Origin of the sequence: Paenibacillus forsythiae T98, from assembly GCF_000520735.1 — a bacterium.
Taxonomy (GTDB): domain Bacteria; phylum Bacillota; class Bacilli; order Paenibacillales; family Paenibacillaceae; genus Paenibacillus_AQ; species Paenibacillus_AQ forsythiae.
Genome location: NZ_ASSC01000435.1, coordinates 1 through 5083 on the forward strand (window position 1 = coordinate 1; position 5083 = coordinate 5083).

At 51.5% G+C, this 5083-nt stretch carries 3 protein-coding genes and 1 CRISPR repeat array; all 3 genes read right to left on the reverse strand.

What is annotated here, in order from left to right:
• Positions 1 to 1536 (reverse strand): PTS fructose transporter subunit IIABC (locus L692_RS0113945; RefSeq protein ID WP_025700757.1); only part of this gene is annotated, 1536 nt, incomplete at its 3' end.
• A 67-nt stretch (positions 1537 to 1603) separates the two neighbouring features.
• A complete protein-coding gene (pfkB, locus tag L692_RS0113950; RefSeq protein ID WP_025700759.1) occupies positions 1604 to 2515 on the reverse strand; it encodes a 1-phosphofructokinase in 912 nt (303 codons plus the stop codon).
• A gap of 3 nt (positions 2516 to 2518) precedes the next feature.
• Complete coding sequence (locus L692_RS0113955; protein WP_025700761.1) at positions 2519 to 3265, reverse strand: DeoR/GlpR family DNA-binding transcription regulator; 747 nt, start codon at positions 3263 to 3265, stop codon at positions 2519 to 2521.
• Between the two features lie 1449 nt (positions 3266 to 4714).
• A CRISPR array of direct repeats spans positions 4715 to 5079; the repeat unit is 32 nt; unit sequence ATTTCAATCCACGCACCCGCACGGGGTGCGAC.
• Positions 5080 to 5083: the final 4 nt, after the last annotated feature.

Below are 5083 nucleotides of genomic sequence, written 5' to 3' on the forward strand. Positions count from 1 at the left end.
GAAGACGCCAATGGCAAAGGTATAAGCCGCTTTATTGAAAGGACCGCCCATATCAATCGCCATCATGCCGCCAAGGACAAGCCCGAGCAGAACGGCGTTGCCGGTTCCAAGATTGTTCAGGACGTCGATGAGGCCCGTGTTGATCCAGCTAAAGAACGGATCGAACAAGTAGTACATAATAGCGCCGGTAACGAGCAGACCGAATACCGGGTACAGCAGAATCGGCTTCAGACCGTCAAGCGTCTTGGGGATGCCCGCAAACACCTTGCGCAGTCCGAGCACAATATAACCGGCGAGGAAACCTGCGGCAAGACCGCCAAGGAAACCGGCATTGGAGCTCGCCGCCATAAAGCCGCCGACAATACCGGGCATCAGCGCAGGACGGTCGCCGATGCTTATCGCGATGAAGCCTGCCAGAATCGGAATCAGGAAGTGGAAGGCTCCGTCGCCGCCGCCGATCGTTTGCAGCAGCTTGACAATCGGATTGTCTACGCTTGCAATCTGCTCGAACAAGAAGGAAATGGCGAGCAAGATACCCCCGCCAACCACAAAGGGCAGCATATGGGAAATACCGTTCATCAAATCTTTATAGATTTTGCCGCCGATGCTGGTCTTGCCCGCAGCCGGCGCACCCGAAGCGGCTTTGCCTTGAGCTTGGTAGATCGGGGCATCGCCGGCAGCCGCTTTGCGAATCAGCTCTTCAGCCTTGCGGATACCGTCGCTTACCGGTCTTTGCAGCACCGGCTTGCCGTCGAACCGGGCCATTTCCACCTGTTTGTCGGCGGCAACGATTACACCGCTTGCGCGGCGGATTTCATCCGGAGTCAGCACATTCTTGGCGCCCTCGGAACCGTTGGTTTCGACGCGGATGTTAATGCCTAATTCTTTCGCTTTCTTCTTCAGAGCATCCTCTGCCATAAAGGTGTGAGCAATGCCTGTTGGACAAGCGGTAACAGCGATTACAAACGCTTCCGGATTGTCTGGATTCCCGACGATCACGCCGTCCTTGGACGGTTGCTCGGCTTTGGCTGCTTCTGCCTTTTTGGCTTCGGCCTCTTCCGCCTGTTTGGCTGCTTCTTGCTCCGCTTGTTTGTTGTCGAAGAGCGCCGTTACTTCATCCGGCGTCTTGGTATTCTTCAGTTGTTCGATGAATTCAAAATCAATCAGCAACCGGGAAAGGGCCGCAAGCGTACGCAGATGCGTATTGGCCGCGCCTTCGGGAGCGGCGATCATGAAGAACAGATGCGCTGGCTCTCCGTCCAATGATTCAAACTCCACGCCGCCGGCGCTTTTCGCAAATACAACCGTTGCTTCATTGACAGCTTTCGTCTTGGCGTGAGGCATGGCAATTCCGCCGCCGATGCCTGTACTGGACTCTTCTTCACGCTTCAAAATCATTTCCTTAAACAGCACCGGATCGTTAATCCGGCCGTGCTTGGCAAGGCTTGCAATCAGCTCGTCGATTGCCGCTTCCTTGGTTGTGGCCTGCAAATCCATGATCATCGTCTGTTTGATCATCAAGTCCGTTATTCTCATTCAGGTTCAACTCCCCTTAAATTCATAAGTGCGCATCGCACATCTTCCAAATTAACTCCCCGAGTGACTAGAGCTTGTTAATTTCAACCTGCGGACGCAGCCGCTCAATCTCCTCCCTCGTTGCCAGGTCATCGGAGAATGCAGTAGCGCTTCCCGAGGCAACTCCCGCACGGAATGCCTCAATCGGATCTCCCGTAAGAAACAGCGTGCCGACAAAACCGGCTATCATTGAATCGCCCGCGCCCACTGAATTTTTCACTGTCCCGGACGGCACTGTAGCGCGATACACCTCTTGTTCGGTAATGAGCAAGGCGCCTTCGCCGGCCATAGAAATCAGCACATGCTTCGCTCCTTCTTCCAGAAGCTTGCGGCCGTACGTAATGATCTCGTCCAGAGATTCAATCGTAACGCCGTACAGTTCAGCCAGTTCGTGATGATTCGGCTTCACCAGCAGCGGCTTATGGTCCAGCGCGTTAAGCAGAGCCTTGCCGGTAGTGTCGATGACGAATTCCGCTCCGGATTGTCCGCAGGCTTGAATCAGCTTCTGATAGAAATCTCCTCCAAGAGAAGGCGGCGCACTTCCGGACAAAATCACAATGTCGTTCTCCTGCAAATGGGACAATTTGTCCAGCAGCAGCTGCGCTTCCTCGTCCCGGATCACAGGACCAAGACCATTAATCTCCGTCTCATCCCCGTGTTTAAGCTTGATGTTGATCCGGGTATCATCTGCTACGAACACGAAATCGCTCTTGATCGAGTCTTCACTCAACTTGTCCGCGATATACCGGCCGGTAAATCCACCGAGAAATCCGAGAGCCGTATTGTCTACCCCCAGTTGGTCCAGCACACGGGATACGTTAATCCCCTTGCCGCCGGGAAGCTTCAAATCCCGCTTCATCCGGTTCAAGTCGCCGAGCTTCAGGTCTTCAACCTCCACGATATAATCGATGGAAGGGTTAAGCGTTACAGTATAGATCATAATTTACCCCTCAATTATTTTGGTTTTACTTGCAATGGATTGGCGCAGCCTTTCCGGAACGGTATCCGTTATCACAACAGCCTCCCGCAAATCGAACAGCTTGGCAAAAGCAATCTCCCCAAATTTGCTGGAATCCGCAAGCACATAGGTTTTGCCGGATAACTGGTGAGCCCGTCTCTTGATCAGCGCTTCTTCGGGGTCAGGCGTTGTGTATCCCATTTCGGCGTCTACACCGTTTGTACCCAGAAAGCATTTATCGAAACGGAAGTTCTCCATGTTCTGAAGCGCAATGCTTCCGACTACCGCTTTGGTATGGCTCTTCATCATGCCGCCAAGCAGATAACTGGAAATTTCCTTCCTTACCAGCTCTTCAATATGGGACAACCCGTTTGTCACGACAGTCACATCTTTGGCGTCAATATGGGAAATCATCGCTAACGTTGTTGTTCCCGCATCCAGATAAATACATTCACCATCGAGCAGCTGAGCGGCAGCCGAACGGGCGATGGAATTTTTTTGCTGAATGTTCTTGAAGGTTTTCTCCTCCATGCCAAGCTCCTGGCTCTTATGGGGCAGCAGCGAAGCTCCGCCATGCACCCTTTTCAGCAAATTACGGCTCTCAAGATCAATTAAATCCCGCCGCACCGTTGATTCCGAAGCCCCGAGCAAATCCGTCAGCTCCTGCATCTTGACGACGCCCTTCTCTTGTAAGCGCTGTATTATCATTCCGTGGCGTTCTTCGGTTAGCATCTTCATTCCTCCAACTGACCATATAGTAACATAAATCGAGCAAAAAACAATCATTATTATCCAAATTCCATCAAAAATCTTCAACTCCGTTACAGAGCTGTGAACGCTTACTTTTTTCATGAAAATATCATGCAACTATCTATGATTTCATTTTTTATACATTAATATGCAGAAAGTACTCCCAATTCAAGGTTATAAAAATAGCATCGCATGGCATCCGTTCATTCGCTCTTTCTCTATAGAAATAACAAATTGCCTTCACCAGCGAAGGCACCCAATAACCGGATTAGATTCTTGAATTCTACTGCTGCACGGAAATAAGTCTGACACATCAGGTAAATTTTCTGAAGCTGAAAAAGAAATGTGCGGAAAATTTTCCGTTCAAAGGGTGAGCTTAAGTCGTAGTGAAGGCTTTCGCTTGTTAAAAATAATTCAAAAAGGGGATGATGAGTTCACTTCATATTCATACAGGGCACGCCGCCAGCATACGAAGTCTCCGATGTCTGGCGGCGAAATTTCAACCCACGTTGCGCACTGAGTGCGACACAATTCGTGTGGTCAACGACACTGGATCAGACGTTTTTTGATTCACACACCCGCACAGGGTGCGACAGAAAATCCTCTTTCTGCTGCAAAATCAAATCATCATTTCAATCCACGCACCCGCGCGGGGTGCGACTGAACACATTGGCGCCAAAGGCTCCCATGACATGATTTCAATCCACGCACTCGTACGGAGTGCGACCTGAGTACAACCGACAAGTGGCTGAGTACGACAAGATTTCAATCCACGCACTCGCACGGAGTGCGACTTGCTCCCATACGGCATTACTGCGGACGTTGTAACATTTCTATCCACGCACCCGCATGGAGTGCGACTATTTGTCTGTGTAATCCACTCCATAAGTGCTTTATTTCAATCCACGCACCCGCACGGGGTGCGACGATGCCGAATGTTACGATTGCTGCATTACCGGATGTATTTCAATCCACGCACCCGCACGGGGTGCGACCGCTAACCATTCAAGTACAGATTCGACCTACGGTGATTTCAATCCACGCACCCGCAGGGGGTGGGACCCCTTCTTTTCTAGCCTCTTCGCAAGCATCGACAATTTCAATCCACGCACCCGCACGGGGTGCGACCATCGTTAAGCAGGAGCGCGACCTCACGGACGAGATTTCAATCCACGCACCCGCACGGGGTGCGACGATAATGGAGATTGCTTTGACATTAATTTGTCGATTATTTCAATCCACGCACCCGCACGGGGTGCGACAACGACGTTCCGACCATATATCCGCCCAGAGACAATTTCAATCCACGCACCCGCACGGGGTGCGACCTCATCCATCATATGGTATAGGAGATTGATTGCGATTTCAATCCACACGCACCCGCACGGGGTGCGACTCGCGTGGAACTCTTTAATGTCGAGAACCCTCCACATTTCAATCCACGCACCCGCACGGGGTGCGACAACTGGCTATGCAATACTTTATTGCTCCGGCGTGATTTCAATCCACGCACCCGCACGGGGTGCGATCTCTCAGAACTAAAGGAGAAACAAGCCCATGTGCATTTCAATCCACGCACCCGCACGGGGTGCGACGCTTGGCTTCTTCCAGTGCTGCGGTGTAGACGGTGATATTTCAATCCACGCACCCGCACGGGGTGCGACACGAATCAGAATACAAACAATCGGCAGTATCGGATATTTCAATCCACGCACCCGCACGGGGTGCGACTATGCCAAAATATAACATAGAGGTGTGCGGAATATTTCAATCCACGCACCCGCACGGGGTGCGACGCTG

Excerpts from the sequence above, each read along its gene's own strand:
- L692_RS0113955 (WP_025700761.1), bottom strand. The coding sequence starts at position 3,265 with ATGCTAACCGAAGAACGCCACGGAATGATAATACAGCGCTTACAAGAG.
- pfkB (WP_025700759.1), bottom strand. The coding sequence starts at position 2,515 with ATGATCTATACTGTAACGCTTAACCCTTCCATCGATTATATCGTGGAG.